Here is an 18,304-nt window from a genome sequence, read left to right as displayed (position 1 = left end):
GCAAGCCCAAGCCGAAGGGGCGCGTCAAACCAGGCGCGAGCTTTCCTTCGCAGCGCGCACGAAATCGCGGAACAGCGGGTGCGGGTCGAAGGGTTTGGACTTCAATTCTGGGTGATATTGCACGCCAATGAACCACGGGTGATCCGACCATTCGACGATTTCCGGCAGGCGCCCGTCGGGCGACATCCCCGAAAATTTCAAGCCCGCTTTCTCAAGCTGTTCGCGATACTTGGTGTCCACCTCATAGCGGTGGCGGTGGCGTTCCTCGATCTGGGTGGTGCCATAGACCTCGGCCACCTTGGAGCCTTCGGTCAGAACCGCATTGTAGGCGCCCAACCGCATAGTGCCGCCCTTGTCATCGCCAACCTTGCGTTCGATCTTGGCGTTACCCTGAATCCATTCCTTGAGGTGATAGACCACCGGTTCAAACCGTTTCTGGCCGGCCTCGTGGTCGAATTCCTCGGACCCCGCGCCGGAGATGCCGGCAACGTTGCGGGCGGCTTCGATCACGGCCATCTGCATACCCAAGCAGATGCCCAAATAGGGAACCTGATGTTCGCGGGCGTATTGCGCCGCCTTGATCTTGCCCTCGGTGCCACGCTCGCCGAATCCACCCGGCACCAGAATGGCGTGGAAGCCTTCCAGATGCGGACCGGGGTCCTCGGTGTCGAAGATCTCGGCATCGACCCATTCGACCTTGACCTTGACGCGGTTGGCCATGCCGCCGTGGGTCAGCGCTTCGGCAATCGATTTATAGGCGTCTTCCAGCTGGGTGTATTTGCCGACGATGGCCACCTTCACCTCGCCTTCGGCGTTGTGGATGCGGTCGCTGACGTCTTCCCATTTCGACAGGTCGGGCTTGGGGGCCGGGCTGATCTGGAAAGCGTCCAGCACCGCCTGATCCAGCCCTTCCTTGTGGTAGGCCAGCGGCGCGTCATAGATGGTCGAGAGATCCTGCGCGGCAATCACTGCATCGGGGCGGACGTTGCAGAACAGGGCCAGCTTTTCGCGCTCTTTCTGCGGGATCGGACCTTCGGAACGGCAGACCAGGATGTCGGGGGCCAGACCGATCGAGCGCAGTTCCTTGACCGAGTGCTGGGTGGGTTTGGTTTTAAGTTCTCCGCTGGCCTTGATGTAGGGCAGCAGGGTCAGGTGCATGAAAATGCACTGTCCGCGCGGCTTGTCCTGGCTGAACTGGCGGATCGCTTCAAAGAAGGGGAGTCCTTCGATGTCGCCGACAGTGCCGCCGATCTCGCACAGCATGAAATCGACCTCATCCTCGCCGATGGCGATGAAATCCTTGATCTCGTTGGTGACGTGCGGGATCACCTGGATGGTCTTGCCCAGATAGTCGCCGCGGCGCTCCTTCTCGAGCACGTTCATGTAGATGCGGCCCGAGGAAATGGAATCGGTCTTGCGTGCCGGAACGCCGGTGAAGCGTTCATAGTGACCCAGGTCTAGGTCGGTTTCTGCGCCGTCATCGGTGACGAAGACCTCGCCATGTTCGAACGGCGACATGGTGCCGGGATCGACGTTCAGGTAGGGGTCGAGTTTACGTAGACGCACCGAATATCCGCGTGCCTGCAGCAACGCGCCCAGTGCGGCCGAGGCCAGCCCCTTGCCCAGCGACGAAACAACACCACCAGTGATGAAAATAAAACGCGCCATGTTTTTCGGCTGCTCCCGTGAGACGTCATTACCAACTGCCCGGCGGCCTGAAAAACCGCAGCATCACGGGACTTCACATATAAAGGATTCGCGCCAAAAGCGCAAGAGAACCGCAAGATGCTGTTGCCGTTCTCTTTCAGGTTTCTAGGTTTTGTGGATCAGTCGGCCTGCGGGATCAGCGGGGCATTGTCGCCCTGCGCCGGAGGCAGCAGATCTTCGGCCGGCGGAACCAACGGTGTGGTTTCTTCGGTTTCCACCGGAGCCGGAACGCCCAGACGATCGATGACCGACGTGCCAGCCGATTTCTGCGCCGCCAGAATCGTCAGCGTGATCGAGGTGACGATGAAACAGGCCGCAAGAATCCAGGTCAGTTTGCCCAGCGCCGTCGCGGCTGCGCGGCCGGTCATGGCGCCGCCGCCACCGCCGCCCATCCCCAAGCCGCCGCCCTCGGACCGCTGCATCAGGACAACGGCAATCAGGCCAAGGGCCAGAAGAAGGTGGATGATGAGAACGACGTTTTCCATGGTGGTCCTGTACGGCGTGGCGTGTATCGCCGGGTACTTAAGCAAGTTTGGGGGCGGGGGCAAGTCACGAGTTTCCCTCAGCCGGATCGATCCGCGATTTTGCATCGAAAGATGTGGACAGGACGCGGTGCATCGCGCAGGCTTTGGCCATGCCTCATGACCACCCCGATCATCCGCATGCCCTGCTGCCGCCCGAACCCGCCCTGCGCGTGAAAGCGCTGGAAACGGTTCTCATCCGCAAGGGCCTGATCGACCCGGCGGCTCTGGATGAGATCATTGACATCTATCAAAACCGGATTGGTCCGCAGAATGGTGCGCGCGTTGTTGCAAAGGCATGGGCCGATCCAGAGTTCAAGTCCGGGCTGCTAAAGGATGCGACGCCGCTGATCGCCGAACTGGGCTATTACGGGCGGCAAGGAGAGCACGTTGTGGTGGTCGAGAACACGCCGCAGCAGCACAACATGGTCGTCTGCACCCTGTGCAGCTGCTATCCGTGGCCGCTGCTGGGGATTCCGCCCACCTGGTACAAGTCAGACGCCTATCGCGCCCGCGCGGTGCGCGAGCCGCGAAAGGTTTTGGCAGAGTTCGGCGTAAATCTGCCGTCTGAGACGGCGGTACGCGTGTGGGATTCGACAGCCGAGATACGCTACCTCGTCCTTCCGATGAGGCCGCCGGGCACTGAGGGGATGAGCGAGGACGAGCTTACGGCGCTGGTGACCCGCGACAGCATGATCGGCACCGGGCTGCCCAAGGTGCCGGCATGACGCGCGCGCATGATATGGGTGGCCGGTTCGGGGATGGCCGGGTCCGGCCCGAGCCGCAGGAGGCCCCGGTTTTCGCCGAGGAGTGGCACGCCCGGGCGCTTGCCGTCACGCTGGCCGCGGGCGCGTTGGGGCAATGGAACATTGACACCGCGCGCCATGCGCGCGAGCGGTTGTCGCCGCAAGACTATGCGCGGTTTTCCTATTACGAAAAATGGATCTCGGCCCTGGCTGACCTGTTGGTCGAAACGGGTGTGCTCAGCCTGGACGAGCTGCGCGGGGTGGACACCAAGGTGGAACATCCGTTGGCGGTTCGGGCGCTGCAAGCCGGCGCTGTGGAAAAAGTTCTGGCCATGGGTGGTCCGGCCGACCGTCCTCCGAACGTCGAGGTCGAATTCAAGGTTGGTCAGGTGGTGCGTACGCGCCGACCGGCGGGGAACCGATTGGTCGATGGCGGTCATACCCGATTGCCGAAATATGCCGCCGGAGCGCAAGGGCGGATCTTGCGCGTTCACGGATCTCACGTGCTGCCGGATTCCAGCGCCCACGGACTGGGTGAAGCGCCTGAGCCGCTCTACGCCGTCGCGTTTCGGGCCTCGCAACTTTGGACGCACCCCGAAAGCCCACAGGACGAGGTCATCCTTGATCTTTGGCAAAGCTATCTGGAGCCGTCATGACCACATGCCCACCACCAATCCGACCTGACGTGGTGTTCGAGCAACCCTGGCACGCACAGTTGTTCGCCGCCACGGTTGCGCTGAACGAGGCGGGGAGGTTTTCCTGGGCTGAATGGACGAATGCCTTTTCGACCACTTTGACGCGGCACGGTGTCGCCCGCCAACTGGATGGCGGCAATGACTATTTCCTAGCTTGGCTAGAAACGCTCGAGACACTTTTAGTATCCTCAGGTGCCGCCGAGCGCAATGAACTTGATGCTGTGTTCGAGGCTTGGAGGGTTGCGTTTCTGAGCACTCCACACGGGCACCCAGTTCGACTTACTCGCGAATAGGGGCTCTGCCCCCGCCGCCCGTTCCGGGCGACTCCCCCAGGATATTTATGGCCAGATGAAATTTGCGGCCAATGTTCATCCGGCCCAAAATATCCCCACCGGAGGCATCGCGCGCCAGCGCGATCGAACACTGCGTCGAAATACCGGTTTCCCTGCTGCCTGTGCCTCGTTATACGGGCCGAGTTTGGAAAATCAGCACAAAAGGACCGGATATGGCCAATGTTGTTGTTGTCGGCGCCCAATGGGGCGACGAAGGAAAAGGCAAGATCGTCGACTGGCTGAGCGAGCGGGCAGACGTGATCGCGCGTTTTCAGGGCGGGCACAACGCCGGGCATACGTTGGTTATCGACGGCAAGGTCTACAAGCTGCACGCCCTGCCGTCAGGAGTGGTGCGTGGCGGCAAGCTGAGTGTCATCGGCAACGGGGTCGTGCTGGATCCGTGGCATCTCTTGGAAGAGATAGAGACGATTCGCGGGCAGGGGGTCGAGATCACGCCCGAAACATTGATGATTGCCGAGAATACACCCTTGATCCTGCCGATTCACGGAGAGTTGGACCGGGCGCGCGAAGAGGCCGCAAGCAAAGGGACCAAGATCGGCACGACTGGCCGTGGAATCGGGCCGGCCTATGAAGACAAGGTGGGGCGCCGCTCGGTGCGGGTGGCCGATCTTGCGGATGATGCGACACTGGAGACCCGGGTCGACCGGGCATTGCAGCATCATGACCCCCTCCGCAGGGGGTTGGGTATTGCTCCGGTCGATCGCGATGCCCTGATCGCTCAACTGAAGGATGTCGCGCAGCAGATTCTTCCGTTTGCCGCCCCGGTCTGGAAAGTGCTCAACGAAAAGCGCAAGGCGGGCAAGCGCATCCTGTTCGAGGGCGCACAAGGTGCGTTGCTGGACATTGATTTCGGTACCTACCCGTTCGTGACATCGTCAAACGTGATCGCCGGCCAGGCCGCGACGGGCGTAGGTATTGGCCCCGGATCCATCGATTTCGTTCTGGGTATCGTCAAGGCCTATACGACCCGGGTGGGTGAAGGGCCTTTCCCGACCGAGTTGCATGACGCGGACGGGCAGCGCCTGGGTGAGCGCGGGCACGAGTTCGGGACCACCACTGGACGCAAGCGGCGTTGCGGTTGGTTCGACGCCTGTCTGGTGCGCCAGACCTGTGCAACCAGCGGGGTCAACGGTATTTCGCTGACCAAGCTGGACGTTCTGGATGGTTTTGACACGCTGAAGATCTGTGTTGGCTATGAGTTGGATGGGCAGCGCTTGGACTATCTGCCCACGGCCGCCGAGCAGCAGGCGCGCTGCAAGCCGATCTATGAGGAGTTGCCGGGCTGGAGCGAGTCCACCGAAGGTGCGCGCAGTTGGGCGGATCTTCCGGCCAACGCGATCAAATACGTGCGTCGGGTCGAAGAACTGATCGAGTGCCCGGTGGCCTTGTTGTCCACCAGCCCGGAGCGGGACGACACCATCCTGGTGACCGACCCGTTTGCAGACTGATGCGCAGGCAACAAGAAACCGGTCTCAGCTACAAGGCGCGCAGGCGGTGGTCATTGGTGCTGCTGCTGGTGGGGCTGCCGCTCTACATCGTGGCCGTCGTCACCGTGTTGAACTGGCTGGACCGTCCTCCGATCTGGCTGGAACTTTTGGTTTATGTCGGGCTTGGGATCCTGTGGGCGCTTCCGTTCAAATTCGTGTTCAGGGGGGTGGGGCAGGCCGACCCCGACCAAGAGCAGGAGTAAGTGCACCACTGGCCCTGATCAAAGCCGCGTGATCGGGGCGCGACCGGCTTCCCAAAAGAACCCATGTCAGCCGCACCAAAAAAGGCCGGAGAAATGTCTCCGGCCCGATTGGTCAGTTGTGGGGGTCTTGTCAGCCCGCGGCGCGTTTGTCCTCGGGCCGGAAGCCGATCTGGTTCGAGGCGGCAAAGCGCCCTCCGCCGGCTTTTTCGATTTTGCCGTCGCGCAGCAGCTGGCCGAACGACCGCAAGCTTTCCTCGCGGTTGAATTCGTCTTGCTTCAGGGCGCGAACCTTGTTCATCAACTGAGGGCGCGAGAACTGTTCCTGGCCCTCGATGAACGACAGGTAGGCGGCCGCGGCCTCGAGCAGTTCGGGCAGTGACTGTGCGCCCTGTTCTTGCGCGAACCGGGCAAACCCGCCTTCATCGGGTGACGAGTCCGCCGGTTCGGCGGTCACGCGGCGCGGGGTCACCGGGCCCGCCTCTGGGGCGTCCTTGTCGACCCGCTGCTCGGCCACCAGCTTGAGGGGGGCGGCCGTATCCGATTCCGGGCGCATGCTGGTTACTCGAATCTCGGGGCGGCGCGGGCTGACGACCGAGGCCAGATCGCCGCGGTATTTTTCGTCCTCGGAAGCCGCATTGTCACCGGTCGCCTCGCGCTCGGCTTCGGTGGCCGCGACGGCCGTGCGCAGGTGCGAATAGGTTTCTCGCGTGTCGGCAGTGGCCGGGTCACCCAGTTCGGCATCCGCCTTCTGCAGCAGGCGCAGAACATCCGTGTCCAGTTCGTCGTCGTCCGCGTGGTCGGCCGGCGCTTCCATTTCGGACTCGATCGCGGAAATTTCGCGCAGGATGTTTTCCTCATCCTCGACCGTCAGGGTGCCGGTTGCCTCTTTGGTGTCATCCGAGTTTTCGTCTTCGCCCAGAATGTTGAGGATGTCGTCGACATCGGGCTGGGCGTCGTCCTCGATATCCTCGAACAGGGCTTCTTCGGCCGCTGCTTCCGGTTCGATCGGGGTGGAAGGCGCCGCGGGCGCCATCTCCTCAGACCCGTTGTCCTCGGTCTCTGCCGCCTCGGCCTGGGGCGTTTCAACGGACAAATCGTCGTCGGCATCTGTGTCTTGAAGGTCTTGAAGCGGCAGGTCGGGTTCCACGTCAGTCTGATCGACCAACTCAACGGAGGCACCGGTTTCTGCAGCGCTTTCCACATGGTCGTCCGGCTGGGCCATGATTGGTTCCGCACCGGCGGTGGACGGGGTGTAGGGCTGCCGGGGGCTGGCTGCCGCCGGATCCGAACCGGCCACCGTTTCCAGATCGTCCGGGGCCAAGGCGCCCGTTTCAAAAGCAGCCGAAATGGCGTCGACCTGGGGTTCGGTTGCAGCCAGAAAGCCGGTCTCATCTTCTTCTGCGTAAGGCGTGGGGGGGTGGTCGCCGTGGGAAACCACCGCGCGGATACGCTGCAGTTTCGCGGCGATGCTGTCCGCAGCCGGGGGCGGCGCCGCAGGGCGCGCGGCTGGGTCTTGCGGGTCAGACAGGGGAGGGGTCATAGAGGGGGTCCGGGTGTCAGCAGTCATGGGGCGCGGTGCGGCCGAAGGGGGGCGATCCGAGGCGCGCAGCAGCAATCCGTTCTCGCCGGGGCGGGCCTCGACGTGGCGCGCGGTGTCTCGTTGCGCGATGCGGGCCAGCATCTCGGCGTCGGGTTGCGGAGGTTCAGAACCGAAATAGCGATCTTCTGCGGCGAGATCGCGGAAATATTCCGCAATCGCCTTCATCGTTTCGAAGGAATCGTCGAACCCTTCCAGCGTGCAGGAAAAAGTCCCGTAGGAAACGGTCAATACCTTGTTGTTCTGTACCATCAGACGCACGTCCTTTACACAATAACACAGCCAAACTCGCAACCGCGGCGCAGAATCGGCTCAAGCAACTGTTCTGATGAACCTATCATTTTGTGGTCTGAATGTGTCCAAAAGCGGGAAAAATGGTCAATCTTGGAAAAAACGGCGAAATTGTTCATTCTGATTGGCCAATCGGGCTGTTTGGTGGCGGAGAAATCGACCCCGGCGATCTGGATCTGGCGCTGAGCCGCGTCAGGCTGGCCGTTGCTGCGGATGGGGGCGCGGCGGGTTTGATCGATTCGGGGCGCGTTCCGGATGCGGTGATCGGCGATTTCGACTCGCTTTCCAGCCGCCATCGTGCGCAGGTGCCGGCCGAGCGGCTGTTTCCGATCCGCGAACAGGACAGCACCGATTTCGACAAGGCCCTGCGCAATATTCGAGCACCGGTGGTGCTGGGTGTCGGATTCCTGGGCGGGCGGCTGGATCACCAGCTGGCGGTGTTCAATACCATGGTGCGTTGGCCGGATCGACCCTGCATCCTTCTTGGGTCGCAAGAGGTGGTGTTCCACGCGCCGCCGCATGTCACCTTGCAGATCCCGCCAGGCGACACGGTGTCATTGTTTCCGTTCCGGCGGGTGACCGGGCGAAGCTTGGGGTTGGAATGGCCCATCGACGGATTGGTGCTGGAACCCGACGGGCGTGTGGGCACATCGAACCGGGCGCTGTCGGATGTCACGCTCACGGTGGACGGGCCGGGCTTGATCGTGATGGTGCCGCGCGGCGCGCTGGATCAGGTCATGCAGGCGTTTGCGTCCGGGCAGACAGGGCGGTGGCCCGCTCGCGCAGAATGACATAGAGGCCGGCACCCACGGTGATCGCGATCCCCAAGGCGGCAAGACCGTTGGGTAGGTCGCGGAAGATCAGCCAGCCGATCAACGTGGCGACGGGGATTTCCAGATACTGCATCGGGGCCAGCGTGGCCGACGGCGCATAGCGCAGCGACCACGTCATCAACAGGTGCGCGACCGTGCCCAATACCCCTATGGACAGCAGCAGACCGTAGGGGGCGTTGGCCGGCAGAGTCAGCGTCAGGGCAGGCAGGTCTGCGGATGCGCCGATCAGAAGGACCGGCAGCAGCAACAGCGTTGCCATCAGACCCGATACCGCTTGCAGGGCGATCGGATCGGTCTCTTTGGCGATCTGCCGCGTGACCAGCATGAACAGGGCGAAAACCACCGCAACGATCAACGGCAGCAATGCGGGGACGCCCACTTGGGCAAAGCTGGGCTGGATCACCAGCAGGGTGCCGGCAAAGCCGATGATGCAGGCGATCAGGCGGCGGGGGCCGACCTCTTCGCCCAGAACGTAGCGCCCCAGCAGCAGCATGATGAACGGCATGACGAAGGCGATGGCCACCGCATCGGCCAGCGGCAGGAATTGCAGCGCGCTGAACATCGCGCTGATGCCGATGATATGCAGCAGCGTGCGCAGCGCGGTCAGCCGCAGGACGCGCCCGCGCATCCGCCACGGCCGGCCGGTCAGTGCCAACAGAGGGATCAGGAGCGCAGCCTGCACCGCGAAACGCGCCAGGACCAGCAGGCCCAGCGGCATGGTCTCGCCCAACAGCTTGGCCAGCGCGTCGCCCAGCGGGGCCAGCACGCAGAAACCAAGCATCAGGAAGATGCCGAAGACGGGGCGATCCTGGGTCATGGCCCGCACGCTAGGTCAAGCGGCGGGCCGGTGAAAGGCCTAATGCGTCTCAGCAGTTCGGCACGTTGACGGCCAGACCGCCCAGCGAGGTTTCCTTGTACTTCTCGTGCATGTCATGGCCGGTCTGGCGCATGGTCTCGATCACCGCGTCCAGCGGCACGAAATGCTGCCCGTCCCCGCGCAGGGCCAGCGACGCCGCCGAAACCGCTTTGATCGCGCCCAGCCCGTTGCGCTCAATGCAGGGAACCTGCACCAGCCCGGCGACCGGGTCGCAGGTCATGCCCAGATGATGCTCCAGCGCGATCTCGGCGGCATTTTCCACCTGTTCGGGCGTGCCGCCCATCACTGCGCAGAGGCCCGCCGCGGCCATCGCGGCCGCGCTGCCCACTTCGGCCTGACACCCGGCCTCGGCGCCCGAGATCGAGGCGTTGTACTTCACCAGCCCGCCAATGGCGGCGGCGGTCAACAGGAAATCCTCGATATGGCTTTCCGATGCGCCGGGAACGTGGTCGAGGTAATAGCGCAGCACCGCCGGCAGCACGCCCGCCGCGCCGTTGGTGGGGGCGGTGACGACCTGACCGCCAGCAGCGTTTTCCTCGTTCACCGCCATCGCATAGACGCTCATCCAGTCGTTGATCGTGTGCGGCGCATTCAGGTTCATGCCCCGTTCGGCCATCAGCGCATCGTGGATCGCCTTGGCGCGGCGCCGTACCTTAAGGCCGCCGGGCAGGATGCCGTCGGTGCTCAGCCCGCGCTCGATGCAGGCGTTCATCACCTCCCACAGGCGGGCGGTGCCCTTGGCGAAACTGTCGGCGCAGCCGCGCGCGATCTCGTTGGCGCGTTTCATTTCGGCGATGGACTTGCCGCTGGCGCGGGCCATCTCCAGCATCTCGGCGGCGGTCTTGAACGGGTAGGGCACGGGGGGGCCGTCGTTGGTGTCCTTGCCTTCGGCCAGTTCCTCTTCGGTCAGGACAAAGCCGCCGCCGACCGAGTAATAGACCTGCCGCAGGATCACGTCGCCCTGCGCGTCGGTGGCCATCAGGATCATGCCGTTGGCGTGGCCCGGCAGCGCGTTGTCATAGTCAAAGATCAGGTCCGCCTTGGGGTCGAAGCGCAGCGTGGGCAGGCCCTCGGGCGAAACGCTGCGGGCGTCGGCGATGGCGGCCAGGGTCGCCTCGGCCTTGTCATGGTCATAGGTGTCGGGGGTGAACCCGGCCAGGCCCAGGATCGTGGCCCGGTCGGTGGCGTGGCCGACCCCGGTAAAGGCCAGCGATCCGTGCAGCGAGGCGCGCAGCCCCGCGAATTCGAACGGCGAGGCGCGCATCAGATCCAGGAACCGGGCGGCAGCCACCATGGGTCCCATCGTGTGGGACGAGGACGGGCCGATGCCCACTTTGAACATGTCGAAGACGGAAAGAAACATCAGGTGGCAGACCCTTCTGGAGGCTTTGCATAGGTGGGTGCGGTAAACGGTGCGGTGCCCAGCCCTTCGGCCGTGATCGCGGCGGTTCCAAAGATCGGGCACTGCGGGGTTCCCAGAACCCGTATCAGCCCGTTGGGATTGAGCGCGCGACAGGCGGCGCTGTCCTGCGCATTGTGGGCGCGGTCGACCAGTTCCGTGCGGTAGGGCAGGCCCATCTCTTCCAGCGCCAGCCGGATCACCAGCGCGGCGTTGTCGGGGGCGTAGTGCAGGGCATACCGTTCAGTCATGGAGCCAAAATATCCAGCCCGCCTGTTGCGCGAACATACGATTGCGACGTTTCCGATAGGAAACGCGTATTTCCGACACATCAAATCGTCAATGGCAAGGATCGGCTTTTGTGCGCCACCCAGACGAAATGGGTGATCGACATGAAAAACCGGCCCGCGTCGGCAAGGGCGTTTTGCTCGTCGGCCCAGGCCGTTGCCTCGGCCTCGAGGATTTCGCCAGACTGGATGGCAAAGTCCTGCATCAGCCGAATCATCATCAGGGCTAGTCCGTCGGGGCGCAGGGTGGTGTCGCAGAACGTCACCGGATTCACGTGGTCCGGTTGAAACCCGCAGCCCCGCAGGGCCGCGGGCAGCGCGGCCGGAACGCAGCGGTCGGCCAGGTGGGCGTCCCAGATTTCGCAGATGCGGCGCATGCGTTCAGGGTGGTCGCTGTGCCATGTCAAACTGTCCCAGTGCGTGTCGCCGATCACCAGACGCCCGCCCGGGCGCAGGACGCGGTTGAGTTCGCTCAGCGCAGGCGCCGGGTCGGCGAAATATTCGAACACCTGTACGGACACGGCCTTATCGAAATGCTGGTTGGGGATCGGCATGTCAAAGGCCGAGCCCTCGACCAGGTCAACGTGGTCAAACGCGCTGCATCGGCTGCGCGCGGCGGCCAGCATGTCCGGGCTGGTGTCGAGGCCGGTAACCTGCCCCTGTGGCCCCACCGCACGGGCCAGCTCGGCGGTCAGCAGGCCGGTACCGCAGCCAAGATCCAGGATCGCCTCACCCGAGGCGGGGGCGAGGGCGTCGAAATTGGCGCGACGGCGGCGCGAGACATCCGCGCCCTGATAGGCCAGGTCCAGCAGTTGCGCCGTGGATTTTCCGAATTTCAGCATGGTGCCCCCTTCGGACCATCGTAACCGAAATTCTTGTGCAGACGAAGGAAACCGCGCCCTCCCCCCTCGCACCCGCAGCAGGGATTGCCTATAAGGGGTCGAATTTTGAACTTTGCGAGGTTGCAATGACCCAGAAACTGTCACCGATCGACACTGCCAAGCGCGTCGCCGCCTATCGGGCGGCCGAGATGGTCGAGGACGGAATGCGCGTAGGGCTGGGCACCGGGTCGACGGCGGCCTGGCTGGTGCGCCGACTGGGTGAGCGCGTGCAGAACGAGGGCCTGAAGATCAAGGGCGTTCCGACCTCGACCGCAACGGCGCAGCTGGCGCGCGAGGTGGGCATCGAGGTGGTATCGCTGGATCAGGCCGGTTGGCTGGACCTGACCATCGACGGGGCCGACGAATTCGACGGCGAGTTGAACCTGATCAAGGGCGGCGGCGCGGCCTTGCTGCAGGAAAAGATCGTGGCCACGGCCAGCGACCTGATGGTGGTGATCGCCGATGCCGGCAAAGAGGTCGAGACTCTGGGCGCCTTTCCCCTGCCGATCGAGGTGATTCCCTTTGGCTGGCAGACCACGCGGACGCTGGTCGAGGAACTGCTGGATTCGATGGACGTTCTGGGCACGTCGGCTACGTTGCGGATGAACGGCGAGGCCCCGACCGTCACCGACGAGGGCAACCACATCCTGGACCTGCACCTGCAGCGTATCGGCAACCCGCGGCAATTGGCGCTGGCCCTGAACCAGATCCCCGGCGTGGTGGAAAACGGGTTGTTCATCGACATCTGCGACAAGGTGGTGATCGGGTTCGGCGATGGCCGGGTCGAGCTGCGCGACATCAACGAAGGCACGATCCAGCTGGATCGTCTGGGCGAAGGCGACGACAACCTGTTCTCGGACCTGGCCGACTGACCGGGGCGTTCACGCGCCCGTGTGGTATCAATGCCCGGGGCTTGGCAGGTTGTGCTGCGCCCCCACATATCCAAGACACTTCGAGGCAGGCTGACAGAAGGAACGCGGCATGAGCTTTGACTATGATCTATTCGTCATCGGCGGCGGCTCGGGCGGGGTCCGCGCGGCGCGGGTGGCGGCGGGTGAAACCGGCGCCAAGGTCGCGCTGGCCGAAGAGGACCGGTACGGCGGAACCTGCGTGATCCGGGGCTGTGTGCCCAAAAAACTGATGGTGTTCGCCAGCGAATATTCGGGCATGGCCGAAGACGCTCGCGCCTATGGCTGGGACATCCAGCCTGGCGCTTTCGACTGGCAGCAGTTCCGCGGCAAGCTGCATGCCGAGCTAGACCGGCTTGAAGGGATCTATCGCAATATCCTCAAGAACAACGGCGTTGAAACCTTTGACCAGCGCGCGAAACTGGTCGATCCGCACACGGTCGAACTGGCCGATGGCACCCGCAAGACCGCCAAGCACATCCTGATCGCAACCGGCGGCCGCCCCGTGGTGCCCGAGTTTCCGGGTTCGGAACTGGCGATCACCTCGAACGAGATTTTCCATCTGGATAAGCTGCCCGAGACCATGCTGATCGTCGGCGGCGGCTATATCGCCTGCGAGTTCGCCGGGATCATGAACGGCCTAGGCGTCAAGACCACGCAATTCTATCGCGGGGCGCAGATCCTGCGCGGGTTCGATGACGAGGCGCGCGGGCTGATCTGCGAAGAGATGTGCCAGAACGGTGTCGACGTGCATCTGGGCACCAATGTGCTCGAGATGAAAAAGCAGGGCGACAAGATTTGGGTCAAGGCGACCAACGGGTCGGAACTGCTGTTCGACGTGGTCATGTTCGCCACGGGCCGGGCGCCCAATGCCGACGATCTGGGGCTGGAAGGTCTGGGCGTCGAACGTGGCCGCAAGGGCGAGATCATCGTGGACGAATACAGCCAAACGGCGGTGCCCTCGATCTTTGCCATCGGTGACGTGACCGACCGGGTGAACCTGACGCCGGTCGCGATCCGCGAAGGGATGGCCTTTGTCGAGACCGTGTTCAAGGGCAACCCCACCCCGGTGGATCATGAACTGATCCCGACCGCAATCTTCACCCAGCCCGAGATGGGCACCGTGGGGCTGAGCGAGGAGGCCGCCGCCGAGCAGGAGCCGATCGAGGTCTATGCGACCTCGTTCAAACCGATGCAGAAGGCGTTCGCAGGCAGCACGCAACGGGTGTTGATGAAGCTGATCGTAAGTCAGGCCACCCGCAAGGTGCTGGGGTGTCACATCGTCGCCCCCGGCGCGGGCGAGATGATCCAGTTGGCTGGCATCGCGGTCAAGATGGGGGCGACAAAAGAAGATTTCGATCGCACGGTTGCGGTTCATCCAGTAATGGCTGAAGAACTGGTAACCATGCGGCAACCCGTGCGTACCGCTTGATTTGCAAGCGCGCGCACACAGGTTACAAGTGATCCCGTGAGCTCACGGGCCAAAACAAGGGAAATGAAACACATGGCGGGCAACAGCGGAGGCCCCTGGGGGGGCGGAGGCTCATCCGGTGGCGGAGGAAACCGGGGAAACAATGGCGGCGGGCGACGTCCGCCCGAAGGCGACGGGCCGCAGATCCCCGAAATCGATGAATTGATGAAAAAGGGCCAGGAGCAGCTGCGCGTGCTGATGGGCGGGCGCGGCGGCGGTGGTCGCGGCAGCAACGGGTCCGGCCAGGGAGGCGGTGGCGGCCCGGCGATCACCAAGGGCACGATCCTGCTGGGTGGGGTTGCCGCCCTGGTTCTGTGGGGCTTTGCCAGCGCCTATACGGTCAAGCCCGAAGAACAGTCGGTTGAACTGCTGTTCGGCCGCTTTTCCGGGATCGGCACCGAAGGTCTGAACTTTGCCCCGTGGCCCGTGGTCACGGCCGAAGTCATCCCGGTGAAGGTCGAACAGACCGAGACCATCGGCTCGGGCGGTCGCGGCACCGATGCGGGGCTGATGCTGACCGGCGACGAGAACATCGTCGACATCGATTTCCAGGTGGTCTGGAACATCTCGAACCCGGCGGACTTCCTGTTCAACCTCCGCGATCCGCGCGAAACCATCCGTGCGGTGTCTGAATCGGCCATGCGCGAGATCATCGCGCAGTCGGACCTGGCGCCGATCCTGAACCGCGACCGTGCGGTCATCGCCGAGCGGCTCGAGGAGCTGATCCAGTCAACGCTGGACAGCTACAATTCGGGCATCAACATTGTCCGTGTCAACTTTGACGGGGCCGACCCGCCAGAGCCGGTCAAGGACGCCTTCCGCGAGGTCCAGTCGGCCGGGCAGGAACGCGACCGGCTTGAAAAGCAGGCCGATGCCTATGCCAATCGGGTTCTGGCCGGCGCGCGCGGTGAAGCCGCGCAGGTGCTGGAAGAGGCCGAGGCCTATCGCGCCCAGGTCGTGAACGAAGCCCAGGGTGAGGCCAGCCGATTCAGCGCGGTTCTGGAAGAATATTCCAAGGCGCCGGACGTGACCCGCAAACGTCTGTACCTGGAACGGATGGAGCAGGTTCTGGGCGACGTGGACAAGATCATTCTGGACGAAAGCGCGACCGGACAGGGGCAGGGCGTCGTGCCCTATCTGCCGCTGAACGAACTGCGCCGCAATTCGGGCGAGGGGAACTAAGACATGCGTAAAACATCCTTTCTCCTGCCGGCCATTTTCGTGGTTCTGGTGATCGCCCTGTCGGCGATCTTCATCGTGGACGAGCGCGAAAAGGCGCTGGTTCTGCAATTCGGCCGGGTGGTCGACGTCAAGGAAGAGCCGGGCCTGGCCTTCAAGATTCCGATCATCCAAGAGGTCGTGCGCTATGACGACCGTATCCTCAGCCGCGAGGTCGGGCCGCTGGAAGTCACGCCGCTGGATGACCGCCGCCTGGTGGTCGACGCCTTCGCGCGCTATCGGATCGCCGACGTGCGCCAGTTCCGCGAGGCCGTGGGTGCCGGTGGCATCGACACTGCCGAGCAGCGTCTGGACTCGATCCTGCGCGCCAAAACCCGCGAGGTTCTGGGCTCGGTCAGCTCGAATGACATCCTCAGCTCGGACCGGGCGGCGCTGATGCTGCGCATCCGCAACGGCGCGATCGCCGAGGCCCGCGATCTGGGTCTTGAAGTGATCGACGTGCGCCTGAAACGCACCGACCTGCCGCAGGCCAACCTCGAGGCGACCTTCGCCCGGATGCGCGCCGAGCGGGAACGCGAGGCGGCCGACGAAGTGGCCCGGGGTGAGGAAGCCGCACAGCGGATCCGCGCCCAAGCCGACCGGACGGTGGTCGAGTTGGTGTCAGAAGCGCGCCGCGAGGCCGAGATCGTCCGCGGTGAGGCCGATGCGCAGCGCAACGCGATCTTTGCCGAAGCCTATGGCAAGGACCCGGAGTTCTTCGAATTCTACCGGTCCCTGACGGCTTACGAGAACGCCTTGAAGGGCGGCAACAGCTCGTTGGTTCTCAGCCCTGATTCCGAGTTCTTCAACTATCTCGGATCGCCGACCGGGCGCCGTGGAGCGGCAGCCGAGTGATGGGCATGGTCTTGCTGGCCTTCGGGCTGGTGCTGATTGTCGAGGGGCTGGCCTATGCGCTGGCCCCTTCGCTTGTCGAGCGCATGCTTGAGGTGCTGCGCAGCCTGCCCGAACCGGCGCGGCGGCTGGTTGGGCTGCTGTGCGTGGTCAGCGGTTTCGTCCTTCTCTGGGCCGCGTATCAGGCGGGGTTTTGATCCGCGGCGGTCAAACACTGGTGAATTCTCGCACTTACCGAGTTGCGGGGCGGTGCAAACTGACTACATTGTTTGCAAAAGGCGCGCGCCAAGGCGGGCCTGATAACGATTGTCGACAAGGAGAGACCAAGTGCAGGCATTAGCACGCAGTGTGTCCGTCCGCCGGGACGAAATGGTTACCATGACGCGGTTGATGTGGTTGTCTTTGGCCACCGCGATCCTGTTGCTGGCCCAGACCGTGGCCGCGCAGGCCCGGCTGGAAAGCCTGGCGCCCCTAGTCGACAAGATCAGCCCCGCGGTGGTCAACATCACCACCACGACCCTGATCGAAGGCCAGGCCGGTCCTCGGGGTATCGTCCCCGAGGGGTCCCCGTTCGAAGATTTCTTTCGCGAATTCCAAGACCGCAATGGCGGCGAAGAAAACCGGCCCCGCCGCAGCAATGCGCTGGGCTCGGGCTTCGTGATTTCCGAGGATGGATTCATCGTCACCAACAACCATGTCATCGCCGAGGCCGATGAAATCCTGATCGAATTCTTCCCGGGTGACGGACAGCCCAAGAAAGAGCTGCCGGCCAAGGTCATCGGCACCGACGAGAAGACCGACATCGCCCTGCTCAAGGTCGAGGCGTCAGGGCCACTGCAGTACGTCACCTTCGGCGACAGCGATACGGCGCGGGTGGGCGATTGGGTCATCGCGATGGGCAACCCGCTTGGGCAGGGATTTTCGGTCTCGGCTGGCATCGTGTCGGCGCGCAACCGCGAACTCAGCGGCAGCTATGACGACTACATCCAGACCGATGCGGCCATCAACCGGGGCAACTCGGGCGGGCCGCTGTTCAACATGGACGGTCAGGTGATCGGCGTGAACACCGCGATCCTGTCGCCCAATGGCGGTTCGATCGGCATCGGGTTTTCGATGGCATCGAACGTCGTGGTCAAGGTCGTCGACCAACTGCGTGAATTCGGCGAAACCCGGCGCGGCTGGCTGGGGGTCCGCATTCAGGACGTGACCGAGGACATGGCCGAGGCGATGGGGCTGGACAAGCCCGGCGGGGCGCTGATCAGCGATGTGCCGGATGGTCCCGCAAAAGAGGCGGGCCTGCTGCCGGGTGACGTGATCCTGAGCTTTGACGGGGTCGAAGTGAAGGACACGCGTGCGCTGGTGCGTCAGGTTGGCGAAACTCCGGTCGGCAAGGCGGTGCGCGTCGTGGTGATGCGCGACGGGGCGACCAAGACCGTGGTGGTCACGCTGGGCCGCCGCGAAGACGCCGAGCGGGCCGAGCAGGGCGCCGCTGACGAGTCTCAGGCGCCGGCCGAAGAGGACGCCACCGTTCTGGGCCTGACGATCGCACCGCTGACAGATGCACTGCGCGAGGATCTGGGCCTGGATGCGACTGCCGAGGGGCTTGTGGTGATGGATGTCGACGAGGCGTCCGAGGCCTTTGACAAGGGCCTGCGGGCCGGTGACATCATCACCGAGGCCGGCCAGCAGAAGGTCCGCACCATCGCCGAGCTTGAGGCCCGTATGGACGAGGCCCGCGAGGCCGGGCGCAAGTCGCTGTTGCTGCTGGTACGGCGCGGCGGAGACCCAAGGTTCGTGGCGCTGAGCCTCGAGGAGTAGGCGCGCCAAGATTGGACGGCATGGCCGGGGCTGCATGCTCCGGCCATTTTTTTTCGCTGCCGAACGCAAAAGAGCCACATGCCGGGGAGGCACGTGGCTCTGGTGCAGGGAGAGACCAGTGGACAGATATCGGGGATGATACGCTGGCCCCCTACGGTAA

At 63.7% G+C, this 18,304-nt stretch carries 18 protein-coding genes and 1 pseudogene; 12 read left to right on the top strand and 7 right to left on the bottom strand.

All coding sequences use genetic code 11. The features are described 5' to 3' along the window. Positions 1-24: 24 nt before the first annotated feature. The gene (gene pyrG, locus AC2FME_RS02455; RefSeq protein WP_496680276.1) at positions 25-1,668 is read right to left on the bottom strand and encodes a CTP synthase; all 1,644 of its coding nucleotides are present in this window, start codon (positions 1,666-1,668) and stop codon (positions 25-27) included. A 158-nt stretch (positions 1,669-1,826) separates the two neighbouring features. Next, entirely contained in the window at positions 1,827-2,192 is a 366-nt protein-coding gene (gene secG / locus AC2FME_RS02450; protein ID WP_496680278.1) for a preprotein translocase subunit SecG, read from the bottom strand. Between the two features lie 149 nt (positions 2,193-2,341). Between secG and nthA the strand changes: the two genes are divergently transcribed. The 5 genes from nthA (at position 2,342) to AC2FME_RS02425 (ending at position 5,712) form a co-directional block, all read left to right on the top strand. Then, positions 2,342-2,956, top strand: a complete 615-nt coding sequence (gene nthA / locus AC2FME_RS02445) for a nitrile hydratase subunit alpha (RefSeq protein ID WP_496799519.1) — start codon at positions 2,342-2,344, stop codon at positions 2,954-2,956. Then, positions 2,953-3,630, top strand: coding sequence for a nitrile hydratase subunit beta (nthB, locus tag AC2FME_RS02440; protein WP_496680280.1), 678 nt, complete (start codon positions 2,953-2,955; stop codon positions 3,628-3,630). Before nthA ends, nthB begins: the two co-directional genes overlap by 4 nt. Further along, positions 3,627-3,962, top strand: coding sequence for a nitrile hydratase accessory protein (locus AC2FME_RS02435; RefSeq protein ID WP_496799518.1), 336 nt, complete (start codon positions 3,627-3,629; stop codon positions 3,960-3,962). Before nthB ends, AC2FME_RS02435 begins: the two co-directional genes overlap by 4 nt. 212 nt (positions 3,963-4,174) lie before the next feature. Continuing rightward, on the top strand, positions 4,175-5,470 hold the full coding sequence (locus AC2FME_RS02430) for an adenylosuccinate synthase (protein WP_496680282.1): 1,296 nt from the start codon (positions 4,175-4,177) through the stop codon (positions 5,468-5,470). Continuing rightward, complete coding sequence (locus AC2FME_RS02425; RefSeq protein ID WP_496680284.1) at positions 5,470-5,712, top strand: DUF2842 domain-containing protein; 243 nt, start codon at positions 5,470-5,472, stop codon at positions 5,710-5,712. The genes AC2FME_RS02430 and AC2FME_RS02425 overlap by 1 nt, the downstream gene beginning before the upstream one ends. A gap of 130 nt (positions 5,713-5,842) precedes the next feature. Here AC2FME_RS02425 and AC2FME_RS02420 read toward each other — a convergent pair whose 3' ends face one another. After that, positions 5,843-7,561: a hypothetical protein gene (locus tag AC2FME_RS02420; RefSeq protein WP_496799517.1), complete on the bottom strand. Its 1,719-nt coding sequence runs from the start codon at positions 7,559-7,561 to the stop codon at positions 5,843-5,845. Positions 7,562-7,683: 122 nt separating this feature from the next. Between AC2FME_RS02420 and AC2FME_RS02415 the strand changes: the two genes are divergently transcribed. Then, positions 7,684-8,391, top strand: a complete 708-nt coding sequence (locus AC2FME_RS02415; protein WP_496799516.1) for a thiamine diphosphokinase — start codon at positions 7,684-7,686, stop codon at positions 8,389-8,391. Here AC2FME_RS02415 and AC2FME_RS02410 read toward each other — a convergent pair. The 4 genes and pseudogenes from AC2FME_RS02410 to AC2FME_RS02395 form a co-directional block, all read right to left on the bottom strand. Continuing rightward, positions 8,336-9,250, bottom strand: a complete 915-nt coding sequence (locus tag AC2FME_RS02410) for a DMT family transporter (protein ID WP_496799515.1) — start codon at positions 9,248-9,250, stop codon at positions 8,336-8,338. The genes AC2FME_RS02415 and AC2FME_RS02410 overlap by 56 nt on opposite strands. A 49-nt stretch (positions 9,251-9,299) precedes the next feature. Then, positions 9,300-10,673: an L-serine ammonia-lyase gene (locus AC2FME_RS02405; RefSeq protein ID WP_496680292.1), complete on the bottom strand. Its 1,374-nt coding sequence runs from the start codon at positions 10,671-10,673 to the stop codon at positions 9,300-9,302. A gap of 74 nt (positions 10,674-10,747) precedes the next feature. Continuing rightward, positions 10,748-10,960 (bottom strand): annotated as a pseudogene (locus tag AC2FME_RS02400) (thioredoxin domain-containing protein); the annotation flags it as partial. Between the two features lie 80 nt (positions 10,961-11,040). Next, positions 11,041-11,838, bottom strand: coding sequence for a methyltransferase domain-containing protein (locus AC2FME_RS02395; protein WP_496799514.1), 798 nt, complete (start codon positions 11,836-11,838; stop codon positions 11,041-11,043). Positions 11,839-11,963: 125 nt separating this feature from the next. Here AC2FME_RS02395 and rpiA point away from each other — a divergent pair, with 125 nt between their 5' ends. The 6 genes from rpiA to AC2FME_RS02365 all read left to right on the top strand — a co-directional run bounded on the left by rpiA (position 11,964) and on the right by AC2FME_RS02365 (position 18,144). Continuing rightward, complete coding sequence (rpiA, locus tag AC2FME_RS02390; protein WP_496688878.1) at positions 11,964-12,749, top strand: ribose-5-phosphate isomerase RpiA; 786 nt, start codon at positions 11,964-11,966, stop codon at positions 12,747-12,749. Between the two features lie 109 nt (positions 12,750-12,858). After that, positions 12,859-14,217 carry a glutathione-disulfide reductase gene (gor, locus tag AC2FME_RS02385; protein WP_496799513.1) on the top strand — a complete coding sequence of 453 codons (1,359 nt, stop codon included), beginning with the start codon at positions 12,859-12,861 and terminating at the stop codon, positions 14,215-14,217. 72 nt (positions 14,218-14,289) lie between these two features. After that, complete coding sequence (gene hflK, locus AC2FME_RS02380) at positions 14,290-15,438, top strand: FtsH protease activity modulator HflK (RefSeq protein WP_496680296.1); 1,149 nt, start codon at positions 14,290-14,292, stop codon at positions 15,436-15,438. A gap of 3 nt (positions 15,439-15,441) precedes the next feature. Next, positions 15,442-16,329 carry a protease modulator HflC gene (gene hflC, locus AC2FME_RS02375; RefSeq protein ID WP_496799512.1) on the top strand — a complete coding sequence of 296 codons (888 nt, stop codon included), beginning with the start codon at positions 15,442-15,444 and terminating at the stop codon, positions 16,327-16,329. Beyond that, positions 16,329-16,523, top strand: a complete 195-nt coding sequence (locus AC2FME_RS02370) for a DUF2065 domain-containing protein (protein WP_496799511.1) — start codon at positions 16,329-16,331, stop codon at positions 16,521-16,523. The genes hflC and AC2FME_RS02370 overlap by 1 nt, the downstream gene beginning before the upstream one ends. 172 nt (positions 16,524-16,695) lie before the next feature. Continuing rightward, entirely contained in the window at positions 16,696-18,144 is a 1,449-nt protein-coding gene (locus tag AC2FME_RS02365) for a DegQ family serine endoprotease (RefSeq protein WP_496799510.1), read from the top strand. Positions 18,145-18,304: the final 160 nt, after the last annotated feature.

This window comes from Ruegeria sp. BHSC026 (assembly GCF_059613065.1).
The sequence above is the reverse complement of the archived record's forward strand: the minus strand, read 5'-3'. Positions and strand labels throughout refer to the sequence as shown.